A 24,396-nucleotide genomic window follows, 5' to 3' on the forward strand; every position below is an offset into this window, starting at 1 on the left:
TGTTTGAAAAATACGTCATCGGTAGCGATTTGCTTTTTATGCAAGAGCGAAAGAGTCCGTTTGATTAAACTATCTATAATTTAGTGCTTCCCCTCTTTAAAAGTGAGAAATCTGAATGCATCTGGGTAATAAAATCTACAACCTACTAAACTAAAAACTGCTCTGAAATGCTTTAAACACATTGGAGCACTAATTGCCAATTAGTTTTCATTACCAAATCAAAGAAAAATGAAAACCATAGGAATCATATTACTCGTAGGCGGAATTTTAATGACAATTTTCACTGGAGTCAACTTAGTTACCAAAGAGGAGGTAGTTGATTTAGGCGTTGTTGAAATCAATAAGAAAGAAAACAACCCTATTTATTGGTCGCCAATTACTGGTGGCGTATTGGCCGTAATTGGTGCGATTGTGCTAGTGGCTGGTAAAAAGAAAGGGTAAACAATATTTAACTCTTGGAGGGTTTGTTAGTGGGCTTTATTGTAATACGAATATACAATTTGCATTCATCGGCTTTAACCCTCCAAGAGGTTTCAAAAAAAAGAGCCTCACCATACGGTGAGACTCCCATCAGAAAATCAATTGCTTGAATTCCCTTGTCAAAGACCAAGTTCATTTAGAATTTAACAGCAACAGATAATCTGGCTTGAAAGGGTGTGCCTGGTGTAAAGTGTATTTCACTAACAGACTGGGCTTCATTTCGCAATCTCGACTCTGTATCGAATTGCGCTTCTCTCCATTCGGTGTTTAAAACGTTTTCTACAGCAATTCCAAAGTCGAATGCGCCAACTTCATAGTTCAAAACAGCATCCATAAGGAAATACCCTTTGGCAACTACGCTATTGTCTTCATTGGCTGCCCTGTCATCTAAATAGCGGTAGCGTAAACTTCCTCTAAACCCTTTTTTTCCTTCATAATTCAACCCACCAATGCTGGTGAAAGTAGGGGCTAATGGAATATAATCTTGCCCTTCCGCTTCATCTACCGATTTCGGGTCTGTATAATTCAAATCCATATTGGCATATAAAGAAGGCGTAAGCTGATAACGAACAGTTAAGTCTACTCCCTGTCGCTGAGTTTTACCTCCAGCTTCAACTACACCTTCATCTCCTACATACACAAACTCTTGAGCCAAATCTAGTCGCCATAAGGCTACGTTCACCAAAAGGTTTTCGGTAGGTTTCCAAAGTGTACCCAAGTCAACGCCATAGGCTTTTGGAAGAATATCACTTCCATTTTGAGCAACCACTACGCGTGTATCATTGGAGTGGTAGCCAATTCCAGATTTTACGTAAATGTTTAGATTGTTGCCAGCCTCATAGCTCAACTTAAATTTTGGAGTTAGTATTCCTTTGTTTTCTACTTGCCTGTTATAAGTAGGGGTAAGCGCATCTACGTAGTCAAAAGTGAAATAATCGTATCTTAAACCTGCGGTTAAAGAAAGTCTTTTTGTTAGATCCAATTGCTCTTCGGCATAGAAGTAAACGCTTGATTCCCTAATGTCTCCTCGGGCCAAATCCGATAATATTTCTCTTCTGTTCAATGTTCTTGAAAGGCGAATATCATTCACCTGATCGTACCTAAAACCTGTTCCGAATTCGGTGGAGGCTTTTAATCCAAACAAACTCCAGTTGTTCCAGTAGCTATTGTTACTGCCATAAATCTGGCGGTCTTCGCTTTGGGTTATTTGATCACCATTGATTGGGTCGTTTAAGAAGAATGTGAAATTAGAAACCAGTTTGAAGTCATACTTCGACATAAAAACCTGATTTTCAATAATTCCCCCATCCGATAAATCGGTTGTGAGTTTGGCATTCAAATTCACGCGACTGGTATTTCCTCCTTCAGTATCGTCAATAGCTCCAAACCTTGAAATCTGTCCGCTCTCAATTGCTCTTATAGGTATTTGTCCCGAAGCATCCCAACTGCTGGTAAAAGCAGAAGTTGATAGCTCTAAAGTTTTATTGTCTGAAAGTCGTTGGTGATATTTTAAAAGGGTATTGAATCGATTAAAATTCTGTGAGCTTTCAAAATAACCATTGGTACGAAAGTATTCCGTAGCCAAATAGAGGCTTGGGTCTTTGGTAGTTTTTGGTTCTAGTAAGTTGAAAAGACCAACCGTTCTGAAAGTACCGAACTGACCGCCTTCAACTTTGAATAAATTAGACTCCAATCGTTTTTTAGTGCTGAAGGCAGCAAAGCCCGCAGTATTAAAATCTCCTTTGTTGGCATAATATGGTCCTTTATCAAAGGCAACACGCTCTATGGTTTCTGGAATTACAAAGTGCAAATCAGAATAGCCTTGACCATGGGCATGCGAGACCATATTCACGGGCATTCCATCTACGGAAAGGGCAATGTCGGTTCCGTGGTCGATGTCGAAGCCGCGTAGAAAAATTTGCTCAGCTTTACCTCCTCCGGCATGCTGGGCAATAAAAAGGCCTGGTACAATTTTCAGTACATCTTGCGAAGTACTAATGGGCCTAAGTTCAATGTCCAATGCTGAAATAGTTGAGGCATTTTGGGCTAAGTTTTGAGTTACTTGAACATCGCCAAGAGAAAGGGCAGAAGGTTTAAGTGAGAGCTCAACTTGAGTTGAACTACCTTCTGTTACCATTACTTTTTTGCTGAGTTTTTCAAAGCCAACAAAACTGATTTCCAATTCATACTCACCAGTTTTAAGGTTTTGAATAGAAAATTTTCCGTAACTATTTGCGGCCGCTCCTATACTTGTTTGTGCTATGGCAACGCTGGCACCTACTAAAGGTTCGCCAGAATCTTGATCTATAATTGTGCCCTTGATTTCTCCTGTTTGGGCAGCCAGACTGCTGGTAATTAGACACAGCAATACTATGATGAATTTAAATTTCATGTTGTTAATGTTAAAGCCTCATGAGCGACAGATTGATGTTATTAGACATTCGTATCCTGTTCAGGACATGAAAGTTCTGTGCTCAATTAATGATTTGATTTAGTAGCCAACAGATGAGTTGGCTTTTCGAGGAATTAACAAATGGTTGGAGGCGGAGGAGTAACCGGTTCTGTGTCTAAACTTTTGTAAAGGCTTAAATAATGATGCTCTGTTTCTGAAAGCTTGAAGTTAATAGCAAGATGCTCAGTTGAATTACTGGACTGTGTATAAACGAAAATGAAAAGAGGATTTAAAGTTTCGGTTGGTGAAACATCTTGATCCTGACTATTCAGTTTGTTAAAACCCAAAGTGTGATCTTCAATGTTGTGCTTATTGTTATTGGCTTGGGTTTCAATATGATCGTGATTACTGTCTACTGCATGATGATTTTCATTTTCAGCAACAGTGTCGTGTTCATGATGATGACTTTCGTCTTTTTCCTCCTCATGTCCATGGTCTTGCTCGTGTTTATGAGCATGACCATGGCTATGAAATGGATTTTCAATTGCATGTAAAAAACTATGGCTTGCTGTCGCTGCCCCATACCCAAAGAGTATGATCACGTAGGTGATTAGAAGTCCGGTGGCGACAAGCTTGGTCATTTAGCTTTTTAGTGCTTTTTCGATTTTTGCAGTAGTTAAAGGGCCTAGCTCAAAAGTGCTTTCTAAGGCTTCTTTTAAGTAAGTGTTACCTTTTTTCGCAAAATTGTTCATTTTGAAGATTACTCCCAAGTGATAAAGTACTTCAGGGTGAGAAGTCTTATTTTCAATATGAGCAGTAGCCAGTTCTAAGGCTTTTTTATGGTCGCCTTTTTGAAAATAAGACCAGGCAAGCAAGTCATACATTTCAGGCGTTGGCCTCTTTTCTTGTTCGGCAGTTGCCCTTGTTAAGGCCGCATCTTGCATTCTTAAATCTTCAGCCTCTAAAAGAATAAGGTACTTGTTATACATACCTAAATATTCGGGAGATGAAGCTTGTGCGTAGTATGCTTTTTTCAATTCTGTAGAAAGTGCTTCATTGTTTTCGTATTCGGCAATTTCGGCCAGTATAAAATTGATCTGAGGATCATTTACATGCGCTTTCACCTTGTTTAAAATTCTTTTGGCTTCACTCGTATTTTTATCATGGGCAAAGTTAATCCAAGCAATGCCCTGTAATGAATGCCAGTGTTCCGGATTCTTGTTCAATACTTCTAGGTAGGCATTGTAAGAGTCTTGAATTCTTCCAGCATGGCCATACATGTCGCCAAGGTTTGATTTTGCCCAACTGAAAAGTGCATTATCTGCCTTTACTCTTTCAAACGCTTGTTCCATAAGTACGATGGCCTGATCTAAATCTCCGTTGTGATCGGCCAATTTTGAGGCACGTACTAGGTAATCGAAAGATGATTTGTTTTCCTGCATGTTCAAGATTCCCGTTGCTCTTTGGTACTCTCCCAATTCCATGAGGGCATCAAAGAGTAAATAATAGCTGCTTGTTTTTTTATCGCCTTCGGCCAAAGCCATTTCAGCGTATTTTTTTGCCTCGACAAACTCATGTTTGGTAATGGAGTTTCCGCTCAGCGCTTGATATAAGCCCGCGTTGCTAAAGGGATTTAATTCAATAGCTTTTTTGTAAAGACTGTCTGAAATGTGGATATTTTCCACTGAACCATCGAGCCTAAACTGTCGGCTTTTTAAGCCTGCTAGCTTATTGATGTAAGTAACATTTTTGGGAGAACTAGAAAGTTTATTTTCCCAGAAGTTAATTTCTTCATTCAAAGTTTCTAAAGATTGCTGTGATGGTTGCGCTTGTAGAAACTGATCGTAATCTGCCGAATCGGCAATTTTTTGTTCTGACACTTTGCTTTGACAAGAAAGAACAGTGAAGCTAAGGAATAGCCAAATTAGATTTTTCATGATTATAGCTTTTGAGGTGAGAAAAAGAGCAGTCTTGAAATTCGATACAGTCACCCTGTCTCGACAATTCGGGATGTCTCAGGGTCTGTTGGCTATACTGAAATTAAAGACTGCTACTATTTATTTATTGCTTACCAAGGTGTGGCCAAGTAAGGGAAAGTAGACAAGAATGCTTTGTCGTTTGAGCTTACATTGTCATCTGTTAATCCTGGGTTGTCAGTCGCATTCGGACCACCAAAGATCAGAATTAACTCTACTGTAATTACGTCATCGGCCAAAGCCCTACCAGTTAACACGTTTGTTCCATCGTAGAAAGTGGTTGTTCCATCTAATGATACACTCAAAACATCTGTTGCTAAAGCACCTGTAAAAGTAGCTGCATCAAAGGTTAATAAGTTGGTAGTGTAATTCGGGTTTAAAGCCAAAAGTTTAGCTTGAAATGCCGACTGGAATGCAGCGCCTTGCATAGAAGGAATGGTAGTATTGAATTCGTCCTTCTTATCAGCCGATACAAATACTGTATTGATGGCAGGTCTACCCATTTGATCTTCTTGTACATATGTAGTTGAAGTTTCTGGAGTCATTTCTCCGTCATCGTCACCACATGATAAAGTTCCTAGGGCAAGTGTGCAAACTGCGGCTACTGCCCAAAATTTGTTTAAATATGTCTTTTTCATCTTAGTATCTTTTTCTGGTTAAAAATTATTGCTTTCTGTTACTGGTTACCCAAGTATTGATGGTGCCTGATCCACCTACAGCAGACTTTGGAACTTCAACTACAACAGACATTACATTGGTACCTGCAAAAGTATCTGCTCCTGGATTGTTGAAACTTGTTGCGTTTCCTGCGATAATTTCACCATACTGAGCAAAGTCCATAAAGAATGGATCATCTCTTGGGCCAGCGAAAACTTTCATTCCACCAGCTGTTCCAACTGTAGCATTTGAGCCATAGGCCGTAATGTTTGCTGATGCTGTCGGTGTCATGGAAGAAACAATTGTAGAAGTTAAGCCTGTTCTTGTTGGCGCCATTGGGCCATACACATAAACTTTACCGTCTTTGAAAGTACACTGAATAACAAGGTCTTCAACAGCATCGCCAGTATTGTCTATATTGAATTCAACCATTACGTTCTCGTCAAAATTTGCCGATGCAGAAGCTGATGGAGATAATAGACCTTGAAGGTTGGCTACAAACACTACGTTCGAGCTGGTTTCAGGGCTTTGGAATGCGTAAAAGTCTGTGATATCCGAAGATGTACTTGCAACGCCAGGGGCATCAATATGATCCGCTGCGAAAAGGTAGACTGTGGCAATTAGTGCCAAACTACCGAGGGTGATTACTGCTTTTCTTTTCATAATGTTATTAATTTTTGACAATAAGAATCCCGGATTGATATTTTATCAATCTGATTTTTAAATAGTTATGTTAAATTTGATGGTTTACTTAGGAAGTACGACCGAGTCGATTACATGGATAACTCCATTGGACTGATACACATCGTACAGGGAAATGTTAGATGAGTTTCCTTTCTCATCAGTTAATGTAATGTTCTTTTCACCGTTCATTTTGGCCACTAATACGCCTCCGCTCACAGTTTTTAATTCTGCCATGCCATTGCCTTTTTTAATGGCTTTCATAATGGCCTTTGAGTCCATTTTACCTGCCACTACATGGTAAGTAAGTACTTGAGTCAGCATTTGCTTGTTTTCAGGTTTCAATAGCGTTGCTACCGTTCCTTCTGGTAATTTGTTAAATGCTGCATTGGTGGGTGCAAAAACCGTAAATGGTCCTGCGCTTTGCAAGGTCTCTACCAAACCCGCTGCTTTTACTGCGGCAACTAGGGTGGTGTGATCTTTAGAATTGACTGCGTTTTCAATAATGTTCTTCATAGGGTACATCTTTTCTCCCCCCACCATTACGGTGCTTTGGGCTTGAATTGAATTTGCTCCTATGGCGAAAAACGCGATCATCAGTAATTGTATGATTTTCTTTTTCATTAGATAATTGTTTTTGATTTCGGTCATACATACGGAGCCCTATGCACGACTGGATTTAGGAGGAGAAAAAAAATCAGAATTACTTTTTTATTGATGACCCTATGCGGAAGCCAATTTCTAAAGTATAAGCCTTAAATGGTGTTACCTTATTGATAAACAGGGGGTTTTTGAAATATTGATTTTTTAGTGAGACTCAAAAGAGAAAATCAATTTTTCTTTTAAAAGCTCATTACCTCCCTAAACTTGATGCTTTGCCTGCGAGAAACTTCAATTTCTTCCCCATCCTTTAAATAGACTTTTAGGGTACCGCTAAACCAAGGTTCAATACGCTGAATGTATTTTAGATTGATAATTTGTTGGCGATTGGCCCGAAAGAATACTTCAGGGTCTAAGCGTGATTCCATATAATTGAGCGACCGCGGAATCATGGGTTTTTGGTCTTTGAAGAAAATGCGGGTGTAACTTCCCATAATTTCTAAGATTCGAATTTCTGCTAAATCTACAAACCAGCAGGTTTCGCCATCTTTCACAAAAACCTGGCTATTCAATCCCAATACATTTTTGTCTTTTGCATCTGAGGCACGCTTTCTAATTTTTGCGGCTGCTTTTTCTAGCGCTAAAGCCAAACGATCGTCTTTAATAGGTTTCTGAAGGTAATCGAGCGCATTATGATCAAAAGCCTTCATGGCATAATGGTCGAAGGCTGTGGTGAAAATAACTTCTGGGGCATCTTCCAATTCCTGAAGTAATTCAAAGCCATCTTTGCCCGGCATCTGAATATCAAGGAAAAGCAGTTCGGGCTTTAGGTCGAGAATTTTTTCTATTGCTTCGTCAGCGTTTTCGGCTTCGCCAATTACTTGAACATCATCTCTGTTTTTTAGCAAGTGCTTAAGTTCTTGCCTTGCCAAATTTGAATCGTCTATAATTAGGGCTTTCATGACAATGGAATTTTGAGCGATGCGGTTACGGTATTTTCAGATGAGTTTTCAACTTTGAGTTCAGCAAAATGGCCAAACAGAATTTTTAAACGTTCGATCAGGTTTTTTAGCCCAATTCCCTCGCGTTTACTTTTTTCCTTGAGTTGGCCGTTATTGCAAACTTCAATGCGCAAGTGGTCATTTTCAAGTACCGACCTGATCAAAATATTCCCCCCGGTTGTTATTTGAGAAACCCCATGTTTAATGGCATTTTCAACCAAAAGTTGAATGGCCATTGGAGGAATTTTGATGTCTAAACTGCTGTCATCGATTTCAAAGGCATAGGTCAATCGGTCGTTAAACTGAATGGACTCCAATTGCAAATAATCTTTTACAATAGCCACTTCCTGCCCCAGTGTTACTTTTTCGGCTGCGTTAAATTGGATGGAATAACGCAAGAGTTCCGAAATGTGGGTAACCATAGAGCGCGCCTTTTCAGGGTCGGAAAGAATAAGTGATCTGATGTTGTTTAGCGCATTAAACAGAAAATGAGGGTTGATCTGATTTTTTAAAATGGCCAATTCTGCTTCTTGCAAGGCTGTAGTAAGTTCAAGTTTTTCAATCTCACTTCTTCGGTTGCGTTGAATAAAGTGGTAAGCAAAATAGAGGGTGGCCCAACTGGCCATTACGATGGTAACACTTCCTACATACCCAACAAAATTCACCCAACTGAAAGCAGCAATATTATTTAGAGGGAGTAAGTAATAAATAAGTAAATGGATGAATGATTGGGCTAAAAAAGCCACTACAATAACACCTAAAATCAGTTTTGGGATTAAGGATTTCAGTGCTAGTCGTGTCCAATCATTCTTTTTTATAAACGTTCGGAATAAGTGAGAGAAAGAGATCAAACAAACTCCAATAATGAGCTGTAGCTTTAATGTGTCGGGGGTTATGCTCTCTGTTCCGCCAAAAACATACATCATGCCTACAGAAAACAAAGAGTAAATGGCCCAGCCAAAAATTTGGCAGATCCAGTAGAGTGTTGATTGCTTCATCGTTATCGAAATTGAAGGAAATAGCGTTCAATTCATCAATTAGAACGCTATTTCATTTGGCTAATTTATAAGAACTTTTTCAACCAATTCTGAAAGAATTCAGGATCATCCCACATGATAAAGTGGTTGCCAATGTCGGTCATGTCTACTTGAACTCCTTTTAAGTTGGCATATTGATCTGTATAAAGTTTTAAAGTGCTTTCTCGGGTCGAACCCATCGGTTGATACGCTACCCATGCCCCTAATACTAAGGTTGGTACTTTTATTTTGCCAAGCTCGCCTCTAATGTCTGTCGTATACATTTCGTACATCGACTCGCCTACAGTTTCCTGATCGCTGTCAATTGCCCATTGTGTAGCAATTTCAATTTGCGCAGGATCATTAATCATACTTGTGAGCATTTGGCGCTGGTAGGCTTTTCTTCCTTCAAGTGGTTGACTGGCAGAAGCCACTACTTGCGTTTTCATTGATTTGGCCATAGGCTTGGCCTCTTCTGCTGTCATGCCGGGCATCATTACACCTGTCATAAATGGTAGCGCATCTACAATTACTAGTTTTGAAGGAAGATCTGGGTTCTGAATACCAATGTTCAATGCTAAAAATCCGCCCAAGCTATGACCAATAATGATGGGCTTTTTTAACTTTTCTTTCTGGATGTATTTTACTACTTCATCTTTCATTTTGGCCAAGTACTTTCCTTCATGATCGGCAAGGGGTGCATTTCCAGCAAAGCCCGGCAGGGTGATGATGTGGTACTCGAAGTTTGCATCTAGGGCTTCGATGGTAGAATCCCATACTTCGCCAGAGCAAGTAAGCCCTGGGATAAGCACGACAGGCTGACCTTTACCTACTACGCGAATGTTTAAACCGGGATCTTGTGATTTCAGATGAAAACTGATGATACTTAATAAAGTGACCAGAATTGTTGTTTTGAATTTTCTCATGTCTTGTAAATTTTGTTGTACCCAAAAGTACGTGGGCTACATACCCTTTTTGAAGACATTTAAGGGAGCGGAAGAAAACCCTCGGGAGTGGAATGGCTAAATACTACCGTGATTCTGAGTTTGAAGCTTGAAAAAAGAAACCGAGAGAGTTTGTTAATTTGAAGGAGAAGGAGTTAGATAACAGACGGATTCTTTCTTCCTCGTACCTCGTCATCAGAATGACGCCAAACAGACCGTCACTCTGAGCGTCTTACCCTGAAAGGGAAGACCGAAAGAGTCTGTTGGTTTTATGAGTCATATCTAGTGGTTTCTAGATCCTTCCTTCGTCAGGATGAAAAGGTAATGTGCATTCCATTTGATTCTGTGAATGATGAATAAGCGGATCTTTATTCCGATGGATGACATAACTGCTAGAAGCAGCGCGAAGTACTTTCGTACGAATTGAACTTGAAACAATAAGCTCTAAACGTCAACCTGGCAACTCTTCCAACCTCTTAGGCCCTCTCACAAAAACACCTTCGCCATGAGCAACGAGTTTTCCTTCTTGATTATAGATTTCAGAACTACTGATAATTTCCTTTTGGTTAACTGAAATCACTTTTCCAATGGCCTTTAAACGATCTTCAAAAACAGGACGTCTGAAGTGGATAGTGTAAGATTTTGTAAGTAAGAAGAAGGTTTTCTCTACAGAAGCCGAAGCAAAATAAGCGGAGTCGTCTAGCAGTTTGAAGTAGATGGCGCCATGCATGGCATTGGCCGCATGAAAATATTGGCTCCCAATGGCGAGCTCCAAAGTTGCTTCACGGTCACTCACCTTCAATTCAGAACCAGCGAAAATTCCTTGGTTCAAGGGGGCAGAATCAAATAGTCGCTCTAATCGTTTGTAGTGTTCGAGATCATTCATAATCTGGAATAAGCTCAAACTGAATAAGATGATGTTTGATGTGTTTTTTATGGCAGAACAACCATTCTTGAGCCGTTAAAGGGCCGCCATAAGGATGATTGGCGATAAACTCGGGCTGGGCTTCACAAAACTTCAAGAAGATTTCTGTTTCCTCATAGAACTTCTGTTTGGCCTCTTCAAGGTCAGCGAATCTTAATGGCTGAAGCTCGCTTTTACCGTTGGGCGCTGGCACATTTCTGCGCATGGGGCTGTCCTTCATTAAGTATTCTTTCAACTTTGGCCAATCTTCTTCTTTAGAAACCACAGGCACGCTAAACCTACCCATTGATAGTTTGTATACCACAATCAGATGTTCAACCATATGTTGCGGAGTCATTTTTCCCCAAAGAGGTTTTTGTTCTGGTGTAAGTTGAGCCAAAAGTTCAGCTACGGTGGTGCTTAAGTAATTTTCTACTTCTTTTCTATTGTGTTCCATAAGGTGGTTTTACTCTTTAGTTTTTGTTTGATTTTCAACCGCCTGACTAATTCTATTTTTCACATTCTCCCATTTCGTATTATTCAATATCACAGGATTTGGTTCTTCTTCAGCATCTTTAAAATAGGTTATGGACTTGAGTACATAGAAGTAATTTTCTTCGCTATACTTTTGGCCATAAAAAGCGAGTAATTGGGGGAGTGAGTAATGATTCAATAACTCAATCAAGTCAAAAAAATCTTTTTTACTTCCCCGCTGTGCTACTGCGGAAAGCTTCATGGCTGCAATATCTTGAGTACTCAGAACGAACATCTTCAATGAGTTCAGGTGGTTGTAATAAGGAATATTGATGAGAAAGAACATCGACCTTGACCCCTTGAACGGACAGACTTAAGGAGTTTCTGCTCATGTTTAAAACAGATAGATCTTTAAATTTATGGCGGATGGCTGAAATTACTTCTTCTGTATCGAAAGGCTGTGTGGTAAATAAATCAAGGTCGACAGAAATTCTGTGACCAAATTTTAATGCCAAGGCTGTGTCACCACCTAATAAAAAGCCTTGAAATGAATTAATCCCCTGCAGGTCAATTAGTAATTCCAGTGTTGCGGTGTCAACTGTTTTTCTTTGAAGCATCTGAATTGCTCTTGGTCTAGATTAAAATAAACACAGCAGAAGGAAAGGGTTTTGTTATCGAGGTATCGTGTATTGACAAGTTGTTCTTGGCAAACTTCTTTTCCATAATAAGTAACTACAGCCCAAAAATCATCCATTGTGCCCTTCATAAATACCCGAGGAATAATAAATGATTTGTGCTGGTCGTATGAAACCGTTTTCCGATCTACATCCCAAAACAAGTGACTGCTTAATTCCATTTTTAAAGCTGTTATCAAGTTAAGCTCTACCGTTTAATTCGTTCAACTCTCAATTTATTAACTAATTTCTTTTCAAATGGTATTTATTAAAAATCAGAGAGAATATTTCTGTCGTACCCATATTGCAAATCATAAACCTTAAAACTAAAAAGGCCTCACTAGAGGCCTTTTTAGATAGTTATTTAAGAATTACTCTCCCAAGAACGGGTATCTGTAATCGGTTGGCGTTACAAAAGTTTCTTTGATCAAACGCGGAGAAACCCAGCGCAATAAGTTGATCATTGAACCTGCTTTGTCGTTTGTGCCAGAACCTCTAGCTCCACCAAATGGCTGCTGTCCTACAACGGCACCGGTTGGCTTATCATTAATGTAGAAGTTACCTGCAGAGTTTTCCAGGGCTTTAATTCCTACCTCAAGCGCGTACCTATCAGCAGAGAAAAGCGCACCCGTTAATGCATAAGGCGAAGTGTTGTCTACCAATTCTAAAGTAGCTTCGTAATCTTTTGGCTCGTAAACATAAATTGTAATTACCGGGCCGAAGATCTCTTCGCACATGGTTGTGTACTTAGGGTCTGTTGTTAACAGTACAGTTGGCTCAATAAAGTAACCTTTCGATTTGTCGTAACCACCACCCGCAATTACTTCTACTTTATCGCTTGCCTTGGCATCGTCAATGTATTTGGCAATTTTATCAAATGATTTTTCGTCAATTACAGCGTTAATAAAGTTGCTGAAATCTTCGGTACCGCCCATTTTGAAAGACTTCAAATCTTCGATTACATAGTTCTTCACATCTTCCCAAAGGTTAGAAGGAATGTATGCACGTGATGCGGCAGAACATTTCTGACCTTGGAATTCGAATGCACCTCTAGAAATAGCGGTCGCCACTTCTTTTGCTTTAGACGATTCGTGCACCATGATAAAATCTTTACCACCAGTTTCGCCTACAATTCTTGGGTAAGAACGGTACTTGTAAATGTTGTTTCCAATGGTTTTCCAAATATGTTGGAAAACACCTGTGCTACCCGTAAAGTGAATTCCACCAAAATCTTTATGTTCGAAAATCACCTCACCTGCTGTTGGGCCATCTACAAAGAAAAGGTTGATTACGCCATCAGGAACACCTGCTTCGCGGAAAACTTCCATCAAAACATTCGCAGAATAAATTTGAGTGTTTGAAGGTTTCCAAACTACGGTATTACCCATCATGGCTGGTGCCGAAGGAAGGTTACCTGCAATAGCTGTAAAGTTGAATGGAGTTAAGGCAAACACGAAACCTTCTAATGGTCTTTGTTCTACTCTGTTCCAAATGCCTGGTGCAGAATCGGGCTGTTGCTTGTAAATCTCGGTCATGTACTGAACATTGAACCTTAAGAAATCTACAATTTCACAAGCCGAATCGATTTCTGCTTGGTAAGCATTTTTAGACTGACCCAGCATGGTTGCTGCGTTCAATTTGTCTCTATAAGGGCCTGCAATAAGCTCGGCAGCTTTCAAGAAAATACTTGCTCTGTTTTCCCAACTTGTGTTGGCCCAATCTTTTTTTGCAGCCATGGCAGCGTCAATCGCAGCCGAAACATGAGAGGCATCTCCGTTAGAAAAGTAACCTAAAATATGTTGGTGATCGTGTGGAGGGCTTAGTGGAGATTTATTGTCAGTTCTCACTTCTTTTCCCCCGATAAACATCGGAATATCCACTTGCTTCGAACGCGCTTCGGCAAGAGCTGCCTGCAAGCTTTCACGCTCAGGAGAGCCTGGCGCATAGTTTTTTATTGGTTCGTTTCTAGCGGGAGGTACGTTGAAGAATCCTGTTGCCATAATTTCTTTTTTTGAATTTGTTTTCTGTTTTTTCCCCAAAGCATTTCAGGGTCATAAATTGACTTGGGCAAATATAAGGTTTCGCCTATGGATTAAAAACCCGATTGGCTAGAGTAAGTTCCTTAATTGGCTAAGCATTTGAATCTCGTATGTAGGCGGAAAATCGCTTGTTAGTTTGGTCGGGTTAAACCAAATATGATCCATACCAAAATTTCGTGCGCCTTGAATGTCTGATTCCAAGTTATCGCCAATCATGATGCTCTCATTTAACTTGGCACCAGCCCTTTGTAAGGCTTGTTCAAAAATAGGAGCGGAGGGTTTTCTGGAATTTGAGTTTTCAGAAGTTACGATCACATCAAAGTAATGATCTAGCTTGGCGCTTTTCATTTTAATTGTCTGCACATCGTCAAAACCATTGGTGATAATGTGTAGCTGATAGCGCTCTTTCAGGTAATCTAAAACATCGTGAGCTCCTTCGAAAACAGCCTCTTTAGTTGGGCAGAGTTCTACATATTCACAATCCAATTGTTGCGGTATAATGTCGAGTTTGGCATTTAATCTCTCAAAAATAGTAGCAAACCTTCTTTCTCTAATTTGTTCGCGCTGAATTTGGTGTTTGTTAAAAAGGCTCCAAAGTTCGTTGTTCACCTGAAAAAAGTGCTGTACAAAAGTGTCTTTGTCAAAATGAGTAATGTGCTCGAACCTATAATGGTCGTAAAGTTCGTGTAGGGCCGTCATGGCGTTGGTGTCATAATCCCAAAGGGTATGGTCCAAATCGAAAAAGATATGTTGGTAGTTTTTCAAAATAAAGAATGGAAATTATGGAAACTCAAATTGACCAACCTTGTTTAGAAATTCTATTTTCGGCCAGTTCACGATTCGATTTAAGTATTTCGTAAGTCTCTTGGTCTTTTTGTAAACGAGCATCTTTATTCAAGAAATTGAAAATTTGTATCATCACTAGTTCCACTTCTTCTCTAATACTATAAAAAACCCACTGGTCGTGTTTGCGGGCATTCACAATATTTGAATTCTTTAAATAAGTAACATGTCTCGAAGTTTTGGTTTGGGTGTAATCTAAAATGTGTTCTAGGTCAGAGATCGTCATTTCTCCGTTTTTCAAAAGTAAGTGAAGAATTCTTACCCGAGCTTCGTCAGATAACGATTTAAAGATTTGCGCCCCAAAGGGAAGACTAAAATTTTTGAGTTTCATTGAATTGACTTTGCTTTCATGGCTTAAATCCGTTGTTATTCAATGATTTCTACCAAAGAAAGACTGGGGTTAATTATTGTTAAATTGAGAAGAATAATTGGTTTAAGCCAACACAATTCCCCTTTTTGATTGTTAATATTGCGAAGCGAAAAAAAATAAGTTCTATCTTCTTATCTTTAAGTCTAAGTTCACGTAGAACACAATCAAAAGCACAAGTATATTGAAACAAACTGTAATCACATATTCTCTACGCGCCATTGTGCTTTGTGCTTTTCTTTTTTGCAGTGCTCAAAAGGGTTTTGCGCAGAATAATAATTCTGGTGTAGTTCAACTTTCGGGGCTTGTTATGAATGCCGATAGTACCGAAACGGTTTTTGGAGTTCATATTTTTGCCCTCAAAACAGGCCGGGGAACAGTTTCAGATTACAGAGGTTGGTTTAGCAAGGCTTTTTACGCTGGCGATACACTGATATTCACTTCCATAGGCTTTAAAGACCGTAAAATAGTTGTTCCTGATTCAGTGGGCGATCAATACACCATTATTGTGGCTATGGAAGAAGAGGTTACTCAACTTCCTGATGTAGAAGTAAGTCGTTTTCCGAGTGAAGAACTTTTCAAAGAGGCATTTTTGGCCATGAATTTAAATGAAGAGCAAGAAAGTGTTCTGAATGCTTTTGCGCCTGAGGCTGTACAGCGAATGGTGCTCACCATGCCTATGGGGGGTAGCCCTGATGCCAATTATAGGTACATGATGAATCAGCAATATAATCAGATGCAGTACCGTTCGGGGCCAACAACAAATCCACTGCTGAATCCTTTTGCTTGGGCAAAGTTTATCAATTCGCTGAAAAAGAAGAAGTAGCTTTTTCTAATTCCTCGTTAGCTTTAGGCTAATAAACCTGTCTGTTCCCAGCCAACGATTTTCATTATTTGTATACCATGCCCTGTGCATCGGAATTCGCATTCCATTCTGAATTTCTAAACCTTCAATAACAATGTATTCGCCATCATTTTCGGCTTCGTTATGAAAGAAACGATAACCTACTAAAGCATAAGTTTCTGGGTGGAAATAGAAATACCAAGTGTCGGAACCTACGTTTTTATCATAGGTGACTTTGAGTGCTAAAACAGGCTTTCCGTCAAAAGTAGTGCTTTGAACCACTGGGTCAATATTCGTTCCCTTGTCCTTTAACTTCATTGGTAAGCCGTATAAATAACTATAATAGTTTCTCCATCTTCTGGCCCTATCGGGGCTCAATTGTAACGTATCGACCCTTACGGAATCCGTAATTACTCTGTAATCCATAAATGATTCGGTAGAGTCTCGTCCATCTACTTTCCAGTTAAATAAGTGGTTGTCTTTTACAAACGATAACTCAAACGCTCCTTTCTGATTGTCAATAATAACATGTGAGGGGCGAACCGACCCATTTGGCATTTCTTGATCAATCACCAATTCCATTTTTACTTTTTGCCATTGCCCGCTGGGGTCATGAAAGGAAATGCTTCGATTTAAAAGTTCTGTACCAGAGATTTGCTCTTCTTGAGCACTCAATACCGAGCAGGAGATAAACAATAAAAGAAAGATGGGTGTAAAGTAGCGGGTCATAATGTTAAATGATGTTGAATTTAGATGGTTCTACACGTAAATGTAAGAGATGTTCTTATTTTTGCAATCTGACTCAACGGTAGCAACAGCATGCAAATTCCAATTTGGGACCCTTCCTTTTTAGAACCAATTTTAGCAATTGGCCTTCTCACTATTGGATTTAGTGTCTATCACTTCGTTTCTATTTCGCCAAAAGTTAAAGAGCGTTTTGCTAAAAAATATGGTGAAGTAAGAGGTAATACAAAGGCCTTGTGGTATTTCAGGTACTTAGGAGCCATGACTATCGGAGTAATTCCGGCTATAATCATGATGGTGATTTTAGATAAAACCCCTGCTGATTACGGAGTAACATTTAAGAATCACGCCACGTCTCTTTATTGGATTTTAGGTTTGGCTGCCGTGATTGTACCGATGAATTTTTTCAATTCTAAAAAAGAAAAGAACTTAGCCTTTTACCCAAATGTAAGGGAGAAGGAGTGGACAAAAGTGATGGTGGCAAAAAACGCCTTCACCTGGGTGTCTTATTTATTCGGTTACGAATTAATGTTCAGAGGATTGTTGCTTTTTGCTACAGTTCCCTTGCTGGGCGAATGGCCGGCTATTGTATTGAATGCGGCTTTATATGCCTTAGTACATGTGCCTAAAAACTTAGAAGAAACCATTGGGGCAGTTCCATTGGGGCTGTTGCTCTGCCTCATTACTTTAACAACAGGAACGATTTGGGTGGCTTTTTTCGTTCACATTACCTTGGCACTGTCCAATTTTTTCTTTTCGCTAAGGCATCACCCTGATATGAAAGTTATTTAATGAGTAAAAAGATATTTATTACCGGAAGTACAGGCTTTATCGGTCAAAAATTGACTCACACTTTAGCCGAACAAGGGCACAGAGTAACTGCTTTGGTTCGATCTAAGGCCAAGGCTGAAACATTAATTCACCCCAATATTGAAACCGTAGAAGGTGACTTATTTCATACTGATGCCTTGCAAAAGGGTATGGAAAATTGTGATGAGGTTTATCATTTGGCGGCCTTTGCAAGCGTTTGGGCCAAGGACGATACCTTTAAAAGAGTGAATATTGATGGCACCACCAATATTTTAGATGCGGCCAAAAACCAAGGCGTTTCTAAAGTAGTGGTTACCTCAACTGCAGGCGTAATTGGCCCAGCCATTGACGGCCCGGTAAATGAAGATACACCACGACAGGTTGATTTCTTTACCGATTACGAAAGCACAAAACACCAATCGGAAGAACAAATACGTCAGCGCGCTGCTGATGGACAACATATTGTAATTGTAAACCCAACAAGGGTGTATGGTCCGGGGCCTCTCAATGTGAGTAATTCTGTAACCAAATTGGTGAAGCAATACATTGATGGTAAATGGAAGTTCATGCCAGGTGACGGGCTCAGCACTGGCAATTATGTGTATGTAGAAGATGTAATTCGTGGGCACATGCTGGCCATGGAGCATGGAAAATCAGGGGAACGTTACTTGCTTGGAGGCGAAGATGCTACCTATCATGAGCTCTTTGATATGATTGCTGAGATTGGTGGTAAAAAATATAAGCTCTATAAAATGCCCTTGGGAGTTATGCTTACCTTCGGCAAGGTTCAGTTATTTTTAGCTGAAAATTTTGGTAAACAACCTATGATAACGCCAGGATGGGTAAGAAAATACCTGTATAAATGGAGCGTTTCAAGCGATAAAGCTCAAAAAGAACTAGGTTACCAGATAACACCACTCATGAGTGGAATTCAGCAGACGGTAGATTGGTTAAGAACAGACAACAAATGACAAATTCAAAGAAATTCGCATTAGTAACAGGTTCTAGTAATGGCATTGGTCGTGCTATTGCAGAAAACTGTGCAGCCAGAGGTTTTAATGTTCTCTTGGTGGCACTACCAGAACCTAAGCTTGAAGAAGTAACTAATGCATTAGCTACTAAATACCCGAATCAAGAATTCCACTGTTTGGGAGTAAACCTAATGGACGCTGAAGCACCTCAAGAGGTTTTTCAATGGTGCCAGAAGAACAATTTTGTAGTTGATATTTTGGCAAACAATGCTGGTTTGGGTAATTCTGGAGACTTCCTTTCTAAAAAAGCAGAGTTTTATTTTGGCCAAATGCAATTGAATATGGTGGCTATGGTAATGCTTACCCACCATTTTTTACCCGAAATGCAAAAGCTTGATAAGGCATATATTTTAAATGTGGCCAGCATGGCCTCTTACTATGATATTCCATTCAAAGGCATTTATGCAGCCAGTAAGAAATTTGTGAGTTCATTCTCTCATTCGCTTCGTTACGAATTGAAGGATTCTAACGTTTTCGTTTCGATTCTTTGTCCTGCGGCTGTGCTTACCAACCCTGAAGTGATTAAGCGCGATGCAAACATGGGCTTTGTTTCTAAAATAACAAGGCAAACGGCTGAGCAAGTGGCCGAATATGCGTTAAGCCGAATGTTTAATAGAAAACCAGTGTCTATTCCGGGCGTTTTCCCTAAGTTTTACAGAACCTTGGGGCGGGTAATTCCACACCGAATGCAATTGCGAATGCTCGCAAACGCTTTTATTAAGCAGTCGAGGGAGTGAGAGACATTAGATATAAACAAGGCAGCTTAACGGCTGTCTTTTTTATTAAAACACCACTAGTTGAAGCTTCTCGCTTCGACCTATATAACCCAAAGGCATAAAAAAAGCCTCCTGAATTGCTTCAAAAGGCTTTACTTGTAGCGGGAACAGCCCACGAAACTTCGGGGCGAACCTGTACCTTGTTCAAGCCCAAAGGGCATAAAAAAACCCGATCATTTCTGATCAGGTTTTCTTTCTCTGTAGCGGGAACAGCCCCGAAGCTTCGGGGCGAACCAGTGACCTATTTATTGAGTAAAACAGGGTTTAGACCAAATAAAAAAGGATACCAATTGCTTAGTATCCTTTTTCTTGTAGCGGGAACAGCCCACGAAACTTCGGGGCGAACCAGTGCCTTGTTCAAGCCCAAAGGGCATAAAAAAACCCGATCATTTCTGATCAGGTTTTCTTTCTCTGTAGCGGGAACAGCCCACGAAACTTCGGGGCGAACCAGTGCCTTGTTCAAGCCCAAAGGGCATAAAAAAACCCGATCATTTCTGATTAGGTTTTCTTTCTCTGTAGCGGGAACAGGACTCGAACCTGTGACCTTTGGGTTATGAGCCCAACGAGCTACCAACTGCTCCATCCCGCGATATATCCTTCAGCTTTTCTGAAGTGGGATACAAAAGTAGGTGATAAATCCATTCTAAACAAGTACCTTTGCGAACTAATTTAAAAATTCATGGAGAGTCGTCCGCACAAGGCTGGTTATGTGAGCATTATAGGTAAACCTAATGTTGGTAAATCTACTTTAATGAATGCGATGGTAGGTGAAAGACTCTCGATTATCACTTCAAAAGCGCAGACTACCCGTCATAGAATTATGGGAATCTTGAGCGGAGATGATTTTCAAATCATTTATTCCGACACTCCTGGGATTATTAAACCCGAATATGAACTGCATGAAACCATGATGCGTTTTGTGACCAGTTCATTCGAAGATTCAGACCTTATTTTATTTGTTACCGACCTTTACGAGAAATATGAAGGTGAAAAAGTGATCGATTACTTGAAGGAAGTGAAGGTGCCGGTGATTTTGGTGATGAATAAAATTGACTTGGCTAAAGGATCTCAAGCTGAAGATAAAGTAGCTTACTGGAAAGAGCTCATGGACTTCCATGATATAGTAATGGTTTCGGCTTTAGAAAATATTGGAATTGAAGGCGTGTTTGAGAAAATTATTGAGCACTTGCCAGAGCACCCTGCTTACTTTCCGAAAGATACTCTAACCGATAAACCTGAACGTTTTTTCGTGGATGAAATGATTCGTGAAAAAATATTCAAACAATACAAAATGGAAATCCCTTATAGCTGTGAGGTGGTGACTACATCTTTTAAAGAAGACGAAAATATTATTCGCATCTCGGCCGATATTTATGTAGAGCGCGATAGTCAAAAAGGAATCGTGATTGGGCATAAAGGCGAATCGCTTAAAAAAGTGGGTACGGCAGCACGAGAGGATTTGGAAATTTTCTTTGGGAAGAAGATATTTCTTGAAACCCATGTGAAAGTAGAGAAGGACTGGCGAAAAAAGGAAGCGAAACTAAAACGCTTTGGTTACTTAAATTAACGAGTAACAAAGTAAGAATAACAGTTTGGGGTGGTTGGCGATAAATGCATAAACCCAAGATCAACCTTAGATCGAACATTAAAAATTTGAAATCAAAATGGCAAATATAGTTGCAATTGTAGGGAGGCCTAACGTAGGTAAATCGACTTTATTCAATCGTTTGGTAGAAAGACGGCAGGCGATCATGGATAACGAAAGTGGCGTTACCCGCGACAGACACTACGGTTACGCAGATTGGATCGGTAAATATTTTACAGTGATTGACACTGGAGGTTATGTTACTGGATCAGAAGATGTGTTTGAAGGAGCCATCAGAACGCAAGTAGCTGAGGCCATGGAAGAGGCATCTGTAATTCTATTTATGACCGATTGCCATTCGGGCTTAAACCCGTTAGATAAAGAATTTGCTAGAATTGTGAGGGGGTTGAAAAAGCCTGTTTTGGTGGTGGCTAATAAGGCCGACAACACCGATTACCACTATATGTCCAATGATTTTTATGCACTCGGATTGGGAGATATTTTCCCTATTTCTGCAGCTAGTGGTGCAGGAACAGGCGAACTTCTTGATGAAGTGGTAAAACACTTTGAAGAAGATGGTATCGAAGGGCCAGATGATGGAATTCCTAGAATTGCAGTTTTGGGGCGTCCAAATGCTGGAAAATCTTCTTTCATCAACGCCTTATTAGGTAAAGAAAGAACCATCGTTACGGATGTTGCTGGTACTACGCGCGATTCCATCAATACACGTTATACTCTGTTTGGTCAGGATTTTATTCTGACTGACACTGCCGGAATTCGAAAGAAATCTAAAGTTCACGAAGACATTGAATTCTATTCAGTAATGCGTGCTTTACAGGCCTTACAAGATTCAGATGTTTGTGTAATTATGATTGATGCCGAACGTGGTTTGGAAGCGCAAGACATGAACCTTGTCAGCTTGGCAATAAAGTACCGAAAGGGCATTATGCTTATGATTAACAAGTGGGATTTGATTGAAAAGGATTCAAATACCATGAAGAAATTCACGGCCGATTTAGATGATAAACTGGGTCAGTTAACTTGGATTCCAAAGATTTTCACTTCGGTTACAGAAAAACAAAGAATATTTCAGGCCATAGAATTAGCGGTGAAGGTAAATGAAAATCGTGAGCGTAAAATCCCTACTTCTAGGCTGAATGATATAATGCTTCGCGAGATTGATCATTATCCGCCACCAGCCTTGAAAGGCAAGCACATCAAAATTAAGTATGTTACTCAACTGCCTACAAGAACACCAACGATTGCGTTTTTCTGTAACCTTCCTCAATACATTAAGGAGCCTTACGAGCGCTTTTTAGAGAATAAACTCAGAGAGCATTTCGAGTTTGATGGGGTGCCTATGAAGCTTGTATTTAGGCAGAAATAGGTGAAAAATGTGAGGTCAAAGTTGGAGGGTAAAGTTCCTGAAGCCGCAATCGAGTATTGTATTAAGCTTTGGGAACTTTACCCTTTTCAATTTAAGGTAAATAGAAAAAGGCTTTCGAAATTGGGCGATTACCGCTACGACCCAAGAGCACAATCGCATACCGTTACCGTTAATACCGATCTTAATCCTTATCAGTTTTTGATTACCTACATCCATGAAGTGGCGCACAGGGTGGTGCATAAACCTCGGTCGCGACAGTTGCCGCATGGTGTGCAGTGGAAAAGCAAATTTCAGGAGTTGATGTTACCCATGCTCAATCCAAGCGTTTTTCCTGACGATGTGCTTCGTGTTTTGGCTAAACATATGAAGAACCCCAAAGCGAGCACAGCAGCCGACCCGAAATTGGTGAAGGTACTCGCACAATATGATGTTCATACTGCTTCGCAGCCAATTCTTGAATCTGTGATTATAGGTGAGGAGTTTTTCTTGAGAAAAAGGAAATTCAGAAAGCTAGAGGTAAGGAGAACACGGGCTTTGTGTTTGGACTTGGCCAATAATAAGCGATATCTTATTTCTCAAATTGCTGAAATCAGTCCGATCAACAAAGAAGCAACTGCAGAATCGCCAAAAGTAGTTCCTACTAAGAAATCAAAGAAGGTCAATTCTACGGCTAATAATCAAATCAACCTTTTCGAATAAAAGTTCTGGCTTTAGGGTTCGCCAATTTTCAATATCCAAGTCGCCACCAAAGTTTAAGTAGTTGTCTACATTATATACTCTCATTTCGTCCACTACAAAATCTCTGAAGTTGATGCCGCAAATCCATCCTTCTTCCACATCATCAAACCACTCTTCGTAATAACTATCATCAGAGCCATGGAAGTTGAGTACGTTTTCACCAATTAAAATGTATTTATTAATCCCTAAAGGGGTAAAATGATCGATGATATTTCGTTTGAGGTGCATAATGTCGTTGTTCAGCGCATCATTCCATTCCCCAATAAATTCAATCACCATAAAACCTCTATCGTAATCGGCATAAAGCACTTTGATGTAGAGCGTTTCCGATCCCATAAAGTCCCAGTGCGGATCGATATAGTAGCCGTAAATGGTGTCGGAATACAAATCGAAGTTGTAGCTTTTTCCATCGTATGGAGAATTCTCGTCTTCCGCTACATTGTAGTATTTGAGCCAGCCGTAGTGAGGTTCAATGGTGTGCATAGGAGCAAAACAACCTAAGGAGAATTTTGTTCCAAAAGTGGTGTTTAATCCTCTCTACTATTCATTTCCATAACTACTTTCCAAAGAGTGCCTAACAGCATCATTGTGAAACCAATTATTAAAAGCGTATTTTTTTCAGAAGTTTCAATATGGAAAATTAATCGAGAAAGCAGCGTACCTATGACCAGTAGGACACCTGAAATAGCGACAGCAGTAGCTAGCTTTACAATGGTTTGTCGTTTCATGAGAATTTGATCTTTGGAAAAAGTGCAGGGGTGCTTTTCTTATATTCAAGATATTCATCCCCAAATTGTTGAATGAGTTTTTTTTCTTCCAATCGAATACCAAAAGGAAGGTAAGCCAGCAGTGCCACTAAGCTGACGAGGTTGACCAAAAGTGGATTATAAATAAAATAGCCTAGAAAAAGCAGAATTGTACCGGTGTATAAAGGGTGGCGAATTTTCGATTGAAGCTTATCTTTTTTTAGTGTTTGGTCTGATTGACTTTCTTTTTTTAAGCCTAAAAATACACGAAGACTATAGTTTCTGAATGACCTTTTGATGACAAAAAGGCCAAAAGTTGCTAACATTAAGCCTATGTATGTAGTGATTGGGCTGGGAGGCAAAACAAAGGCGCTGTAAATGCTGGCGCCCAGTAGTAAAATAAAAGCAAAACTAAGGGTAGAAAATAGGCTGTAAATTAGCCGGTATGTTGTGGGGTTTAAAGCTACTTTGCTCTTAATACCATTTGAAGCCAACAGGCTATGGATTGTATAAAACAATGCCCAACAGCCAAAAAAGATCAAATGGTTAAGTAACATACTAGGCAATGATAGTCATTATTTTTTGCCCTGAATAACCGTTTAAAACCTTGTGCGAATTATGTTATTTTTTCTAGAAAGGGTCTTATGAGCTGCATTTATTATCTTCGTTTTACTAATTTTTTTAACA

General features: G+C 39.8%; 29 protein-coding genes and 1 tRNA gene. 8 read left to right on the plus strand and 22 right to left on the minus strand.

Features of this window, described 5'->3' with window-relative positions:
* The first annotated feature begins 228 nt into the window (after nt 1–228).
* A complete protein-coding gene (locus OB69_RS04140) occupies nt 229–441 on the plus strand; it encodes a hypothetical protein (protein ID WP_053222443.1) in 213 nt (70 codons plus the stop codon).
* 175 nt (nt 442–616) lie between these two features.
* Here the strand turns inward: OB69_RS04140 and OB69_RS04145 are convergent, their stop codons facing one another.
* From OB69_RS04145 to OB69_RS04220, 17 genes are all read right to left on the minus strand, one after another.
* Nucleotides 617–2,872, minus strand: a complete 2,256-nt coding sequence (locus tag OB69_RS04145) for a TonB-dependent receptor (RefSeq protein ID WP_053222444.1) — start codon at nt 2,870–2,872, stop codon at nt 617–619.
* A 134-nt stretch (nt 2,873–3,006) separates the two neighbouring features.
* Nucleotides 3,007–3,513, minus strand: coding sequence for a hypothetical protein (locus OB69_RS04150; protein WP_053222445.1), 507 nt, complete (start codon nt 3,511–3,513; stop codon nt 3,007–3,009).
* Complete coding sequence (locus OB69_RS04155) at nt 3,514–4,809, minus strand: tetratricopeptide repeat protein (RefSeq protein WP_053222446.1); 1,296 nt, start codon at nt 4,807–4,809, stop codon at nt 3,514–3,516. It abuts the gene before it with no gap.
* A gap of 131 nt (nt 4,810–4,940) precedes the next feature.
* The gene (locus tag OB69_RS04160; RefSeq protein ID WP_053222447.1) at nt 4,941–5,486 is read right to left on the minus strand and encodes a DUF4331 family protein; all 546 of its coding nucleotides are present in this window, start codon (nt 5,484–5,486) and stop codon (nt 4,941–4,943) included.
* Between the two features lie 25 nt (nt 5,487–5,511).
* On the minus strand, nt 5,512–6,168 hold the full coding sequence (locus tag OB69_RS04165) for a DUF4331 family protein (RefSeq protein ID WP_053222448.1): 657 nt from the start codon (nt 6,166–6,168) through the stop codon (nt 5,512–5,514).
* An 84-nt stretch (nt 6,169–6,252) separates the two neighbouring features.
* A complete protein-coding gene (locus OB69_RS04170) occupies nt 6,253–6,810 on the minus strand; it encodes a fasciclin domain-containing protein (RefSeq protein WP_053222562.1) in 558 nt (185 codons plus the stop codon).
* Between the two features lie 218 nt (nt 6,811–7,028).
* The gene (locus tag OB69_RS04175) at nt 7,029–7,748 is read right to left on the minus strand and encodes a LytR/AlgR family response regulator transcription factor (RefSeq protein ID WP_053222449.1); all 720 of its coding nucleotides are present in this window, start codon (nt 7,746–7,748) and stop codon (nt 7,029–7,031) included.
* Nucleotides 7,745–8,785, minus strand: a complete 1,041-nt coding sequence (locus OB69_RS04180; RefSeq protein WP_053222450.1) for a sensor histidine kinase — start codon at nt 8,783–8,785, stop codon at nt 7,745–7,747. Before OB69_RS04180 ends, OB69_RS04175 begins: the two co-directional genes overlap by 4 nt.
* A 65-nt stretch (nt 8,786–8,850) precedes the next feature.
* Nucleotides 8,851–9,729, minus strand: a complete 879-nt coding sequence (locus OB69_RS04185; RefSeq protein WP_053222451.1) for an alpha/beta fold hydrolase — start codon at nt 9,727–9,729, stop codon at nt 8,851–8,853.
* A 469-nt stretch (nt 9,730–10,198) separates the two neighbouring features.
* Nucleotides 10,199–10,633 (minus strand): PaaI family thioesterase, encoded by a 435-nt coding sequence (locus OB69_RS04190; protein WP_053222452.1) that lies wholly within the window; start codon nt 10,631–10,633, stop codon nt 10,199–10,201.
* Complete coding sequence (locus tag OB69_RS04195; RefSeq protein ID WP_053222453.1) at nt 10,626–11,108, minus strand: hypothetical protein; 483 nt, start codon at nt 11,106–11,108, stop codon at nt 10,626–10,628. The genes OB69_RS04190 and OB69_RS04195 overlap by 8 nt, the downstream gene beginning before the upstream one ends.
* A 9-nt stretch (nt 11,109–11,117) precedes the next feature.
* Nucleotides 11,118–11,387: a hypothetical protein gene (locus OB69_RS18405; protein WP_245620777.1), complete on the minus strand. Its 270-nt coding sequence runs from the start codon at nt 11,385–11,387 to the stop codon at nt 11,118–11,120.
* Nucleotides 11,353–11,742: a nucleotidyl transferase AbiEii/AbiGii toxin family protein gene (locus OB69_RS18560; RefSeq protein ID WP_157608488.1), complete on the minus strand. Its 390-nt coding sequence runs from the start codon at nt 11,740–11,742 to the stop codon at nt 11,353–11,355. Before OB69_RS18560 ends, OB69_RS18405 begins: the two co-directional genes overlap by 35 nt.
* Nucleotides 11,697–11,981 carry a DUF6922 domain-containing protein gene (locus OB69_RS04205; protein ID WP_053222455.1) on the minus strand — a complete coding sequence of 95 codons (285 nt, stop codon included), beginning with the start codon at nt 11,979–11,981 and terminating at the stop codon, nt 11,697–11,699. Before OB69_RS04205 ends, OB69_RS18560 begins: the two co-directional genes overlap by 46 nt.
* Nucleotides 11,982–12,170: 189 nt before the next feature.
* Nucleotides 12,171–13,799 (minus strand): L-glutamate gamma-semialdehyde dehydrogenase, encoded by a 1,629-nt coding sequence (pruA, locus tag OB69_RS04210; RefSeq protein ID WP_053222563.1) that lies wholly within the window; start codon nt 13,797–13,799, stop codon nt 12,171–12,173.
* A 108-nt stretch (nt 13,800–13,907) separates the two neighbouring features.
* Nucleotides 13,908–14,603 carry a YjjG family noncanonical pyrimidine nucleotidase gene (locus OB69_RS04215; protein ID WP_053222456.1) on the minus strand — a complete coding sequence of 232 codons (696 nt, stop codon included), beginning with the start codon at nt 14,601–14,603 and terminating at the stop codon, nt 13,908–13,910.
* Between the two features lie 25 nt (nt 14,604–14,628).
* Nucleotides 14,629–15,012: an ArsR/SmtB family transcription factor gene (locus OB69_RS04220; protein WP_053222457.1), complete on the minus strand. Its 384-nt coding sequence runs from the start codon at nt 15,010–15,012 to the stop codon at nt 14,629–14,631.
* A 220-nt stretch (nt 15,013–15,232) separates the two neighbouring features.
* Between OB69_RS04220 and OB69_RS04225 the strand changes: the two genes are divergently transcribed.
* Nucleotides 15,233–15,874 carry a carboxypeptidase-like regulatory domain-containing protein gene (locus OB69_RS04225; protein WP_062303319.1) on the plus strand — a complete coding sequence of 214 codons (642 nt, stop codon included), beginning with the start codon at nt 15,233–15,235 and terminating at the stop codon, nt 15,872–15,874.
* Nucleotides 15,875–15,880: 6 nt separating this feature from the next.
* On the opposite strand, the gene OB69_RS04230 is transcribed toward OB69_RS04225, so the two are convergent.
* Complete coding sequence (locus OB69_RS04230) at nt 15,881–16,621, minus strand: DUF6503 family protein (RefSeq protein ID WP_053222459.1); 741 nt, start codon at nt 16,619–16,621, stop codon at nt 15,881–15,883.
* A gap of 90 nt (nt 16,622–16,711) precedes the next feature.
* Here OB69_RS04230 and OB69_RS04235 point away from each other — a divergent pair, with 90 nt between their 5' ends.
* From OB69_RS04235 to OB69_RS04245, 3 genes are read left to right on the plus strand one after another with little or no spacing between them, the layout of a single operon-like run.
* Entirely contained in the window at nt 16,712–17,428 is a 717-nt protein-coding gene (locus tag OB69_RS04235; RefSeq protein WP_053222460.1) for a CPBP family glutamic-type intramembrane protease, read from the plus strand.
* Complete coding sequence (locus OB69_RS04240; RefSeq protein WP_053222461.1) at nt 17,428–18,417, plus strand: SDR family oxidoreductase; 990 nt, start codon at nt 17,428–17,430, stop codon at nt 18,415–18,417. Before OB69_RS04235 ends, OB69_RS04240 begins: the two co-directional genes overlap by 1 nt.
* Nucleotides 18,414–19,214 carry an SDR family NAD(P)-dependent oxidoreductase gene (locus OB69_RS04245; protein ID WP_053222462.1) on the plus strand — a complete coding sequence of 267 codons (801 nt, stop codon included), beginning with the start codon at nt 18,414–18,416 and terminating at the stop codon, nt 19,212–19,214. The genes OB69_RS04240 and OB69_RS04245 overlap by 4 nt, the downstream gene beginning before the upstream one ends.
* Nucleotides 19,215–19,769: 555 nt before the next feature.
* Here OB69_RS04245 and OB69_RS04250 read toward each other — a convergent pair.
* Nucleotides 19,770–19,842 (minus strand) — tRNA-Met (locus OB69_RS04250).
* Between the two features lie 90 nt (nt 19,843–19,932).
* Between OB69_RS04250 and era the strand changes: the two genes are divergently transcribed.
* From era to OB69_RS04265, 3 genes are all read left to right on the plus strand, one after another.
* Nucleotides 19,933–20,820, plus strand: coding sequence for a GTPase Era (gene era, locus OB69_RS04255; RefSeq protein WP_053222463.1), 888 nt, complete (start codon nt 19,933–19,935; stop codon nt 20,818–20,820).
* Between the two features lie 97 nt (nt 20,821–20,917).
* Nucleotides 20,918–22,225, plus strand: a complete 1,308-nt coding sequence (der, locus tag OB69_RS04260) for a ribosome biogenesis GTPase Der (protein ID WP_053222464.1) — start codon at nt 20,918–20,920, stop codon at nt 22,223–22,225.
* 9 nt (nt 22,226–22,234) lie between these two features.
* Nucleotides 22,235–22,924, plus strand: coding sequence for a SprT family zinc-dependent metalloprotease (locus tag OB69_RS04265; RefSeq protein WP_185096861.1), 690 nt, complete (start codon nt 22,235–22,237; stop codon nt 22,922–22,924).
* On the opposite strand, the gene OB69_RS04270 is transcribed toward OB69_RS04265, so the two are convergent.
* Genes OB69_RS04270 through OB69_RS04280 form a run of 3 tightly spaced genes read right to left on the minus strand, consistent with a single transcriptional unit; the run spans nt 22,874 to nt 24,266 of the window.
* Complete coding sequence (locus OB69_RS04270) at nt 22,874–23,446, minus strand: hypothetical protein (protein ID WP_053222465.1); 573 nt, start codon at nt 23,444–23,446, stop codon at nt 22,874–22,876. The two genes, OB69_RS04265 and OB69_RS04270, sit on opposite strands and share 51 nt — an antisense overlap.
* Nucleotides 23,447–23,490: 44 nt before the next feature.
* A complete protein-coding gene (locus tag OB69_RS04275) occupies nt 23,491–23,691 on the minus strand; it encodes a hypothetical protein (RefSeq protein WP_053222466.1) in 201 nt (66 codons plus the stop codon).
* Nucleotides 23,688–24,266, minus strand: a complete 579-nt coding sequence (locus OB69_RS04280; protein WP_053222467.1) for a methyltransferase family protein — start codon at nt 24,264–24,266, stop codon at nt 23,688–23,690. The genes OB69_RS04275 and OB69_RS04280 overlap by 4 nt, the downstream gene beginning before the upstream one ends.
* Nucleotides 24,267–24,396: the final 130 nt, after the last annotated feature.

This window comes from Roseivirga seohaensis subsp. aquiponti (assembly GCF_001267955.1).
GTDB lineage: Bacteria > Bacteroidota > Bacteroidia > Cytophagales > Cyclobacteriaceae > Roseivirga > Roseivirga seohaensis.

Coding starts and splice junctions, on each gene's coding strand:
- OB69_RS04140 (WP_053222443.1), top strand. CDS start 229: ATGAAAACCATAGGAATCATATTACTCGTAGGCGGAATTTTAATGACA.
- OB69_RS04145 (WP_053222444.1), bottom strand. CDS start 2,872: ATGAAATTTAAATTCATCATAGTATTGCTGTGTCTAATTACCAGCAGT.
- OB69_RS04150 (WP_053222445.1), bottom strand. CDS start 3,513: ATGACCAAGCTTGTCGCCACCGGACTTCTAATCACCTACGTGATCATA.
- OB69_RS04155 (WP_053222446.1), bottom strand. CDS start 4,809: ATGAAAAATCTAATTTGGCTATTCCTTAGCTTCACTGTTCTTTCTTGT.
- OB69_RS04160 (WP_053222447.1), bottom strand. CDS start 5,486: ATGAAAAAGACATATTTAAACAAATTTTGGGCAGTAGCCGCAGTTTGC.
- OB69_RS04165 (WP_053222448.1), bottom strand. CDS start 6,168: ATGAAAAGAAAAGCAGTAATCACCCTCGGTAGTTTGGCACTAATTGCC.
- OB69_RS04170 (WP_053222562.1), bottom strand. CDS start 6,810: ATGAAAAAGAAAATCATACAATTACTGATGATCGCGTTTTTCGCCATA.
- OB69_RS04175 (WP_053222449.1), bottom strand. CDS start 7,748: ATGAAAGCCCTAATTATAGACGATTCAAATTTGGCAAGGCAAGAACTT.
- OB69_RS04180 (WP_053222450.1), bottom strand. CDS start 8,785: ATGAAGCAATCAACACTCTACTGGATCTGCCAAATTTTTGGCTGGGCC.
- OB69_RS04185 (WP_053222451.1), bottom strand. CDS start 9,729: ATGAGAAAATTCAAAACAACAATTCTGGTCACTTTATTAAGTATCATC.
- OB69_RS04190 (WP_053222452.1), bottom strand. CDS start 10,633: ATGAATGATCTCGAACACTACAAACGATTAGAGCGACTATTTGATTCT.
- OB69_RS04195 (WP_053222453.1), bottom strand. CDS start 11,108: ATGGAACACAATAGAAAAGAAGTAGAAAATTACTTAAGCACCACCGTA.
- OB69_RS18405 (WP_245620777.1), bottom strand. CDS start 11,387: ATGAAGCTTTCCGCAGTAGCACAGCGGGGAAGTAAAAAAGATTTTTTT.
- OB69_RS18560 (WP_157608488.1), bottom strand. CDS start 11,742: ATGCTTCAAAGAAAAACAGTTGACACCGCAACACTGGAATTACTAATT.
- OB69_RS04205 (WP_053222455.1), bottom strand. CDS start 11,981: ATGGAATTAAGCAGTCACTTGTTTTGGGATGTAGATCGGAAAACGGTT.
- pruA (WP_053222563.1), bottom strand. CDS start 13,799: ATGGCAACAGGATTCTTCAACGTACCTCCCGCTAGAAACGAACCAATA.
- OB69_RS04220 (WP_053222457.1), bottom strand. CDS start 15,012: ATGAAACTCAAAAATTTTAGTCTTCCCTTTGGGGCGCAAATCTTTAAA.
- OB69_RS04230 (WP_053222459.1), bottom strand. CDS start 16,621: ATGACCCGCTACTTTACACCCATCTTTCTTTTATTGTTTATCTCCTGC.
- OB69_RS04235 (WP_053222460.1), top strand. CDS start 16,712: ATGCAAATTCCAATTTGGGACCCTTCCTTTTTAGAACCAATTTTAGCA.
- OB69_RS04240 (WP_053222461.1), top strand. CDS start 17,428: ATGAGTAAAAAGATATTTATTACCGGAAGTACAGGCTTTATCGGTCAA.
- OB69_RS04245 (WP_053222462.1), top strand. CDS start 18,414: ATGACAAATTCAAAGAAATTCGCATTAGTAACAGGTTCTAGTAATGGC.
- era (WP_053222463.1), top strand. CDS start 19,933: ATGGAGAGTCGTCCGCACAAGGCTGGTTATGTGAGCATTATAGGTAAA.
- der (WP_053222464.1), top strand. CDS start 20,918: ATGGCAAATATAGTTGCAATTGTAGGGAGGCCTAACGTAGGTAAATCG.
- OB69_RS04270 (WP_053222465.1), bottom strand. CDS start 23,446: ATGCACACCATTGAACCTCACTACGGCTGGCTCAAATACTACAATGTA.
- OB69_RS04275 (WP_053222466.1), bottom strand. CDS start 23,691: ATGAAACGACAAACCATTGTAAAGCTAGCTACTGCTGTCGCTATTTCA.
- OB69_RS04280 (WP_053222467.1), bottom strand. CDS start 24,266: ATGTTACTTAACCATTTGATCTTTTTTGGCTGTTGGGCATTGTTTTAT.